Source organism: Burkholderia sp. Ax-1720 (assembly GCF_011753035.1).
Taxonomy (GTDB): domain Bacteria; phylum Pseudomonadota; class Gammaproteobacteria; order Burkholderiales; family Burkholderiaceae; genus Burkholderia; species Burkholderia gladioli.
Genome location: NZ_VWWK01000463.1, coordinates 1 through 820, shown reverse-complemented (window position 1 = coordinate 820; position 820 = coordinate 1). Strand labels below are relative to the sequence as shown.

1 protein-coding gene is annotated in these 820 nt (G+C 75.4%); it reads right to left on the bottom strand.

Annotated features, from left to right (window positions below):
• A partial coding sequence (locus tag F3J18_RS37685) for an AAA family ATPase (protein ID WP_166917232.1) occupies window positions 1-820 on the bottom strand: 820 nt, incomplete at both ends.

Sequence of the window (820 nt, the reverse complement as noted above, 5' to 3'; positions counted from 1 at the left end):
CGCCGCGCTGAAGGCCGGCCGCGCGCTCAGCTCGGCGAACACGGCGCCGGCCTCGACGGCGGCGAGCTGGTCCTTGTCGCCGAGCAGCACCAGCCGCGCGCCCGGCGCCAGCGCGTCGAGCAGGTGCGCGGCGAGCGCGACGTCGATCATCGAGGCCTCGTCGACCACCACCAGCTCGTAAGGCAGCGGATTGTCGCGGTGATGGCGGAAGCGCCCGCCCGGCAGCCAGCCGAGCAGGCGATGCAGCGTGTAGGAGGTTTGCGGCAGGCGCGCCGCGAGTTCCGGCGGCAGGCCCGAGGCGCGCGCATGCAGGGCCTCCTGCATGCGCTGCGCGGCCTTGCCGGTCGGCGCGGCCAGCGCGATCCGCAGCGTCGGCTGCATCTCCACCAGGCAGGCGATCACGCCCACCACGGTGGTGGTCTTGCCGGTGCCGGGACCGCCGCTGACGATCGTCACCCGCCCGCCCAGCGCGACCAGGGCCGCGACGCGCTGCCAGTCGATCTCGCCGGCGCGCGGCGCCGCGAAGAAGCGGTCGAGGCTTGCCCGCAGCGCGACAGGCGAGAGCGCGGCCGCATCCACTTGCGAGGCCGCGCCCGCGTGCATCACCAGCGCATCGGCCAGGCGCGTCTCGTAGTCGTAATAGCGCGCGAGATAAAGCCGCCCTTCCCCATCCACCACCAGCGGGCAATCGGCGCCGCGCGGCGCGCGGCCGAAGGCGGCCACGCCGCTGGCGGCCAGCTCGGCGCGCACCGCCTCGAGCGTGGTGTCGTAGCGCTCGGCGAGCGCCGCCAGCGAGATGCAGACGTGGCCGGCGGCGGTC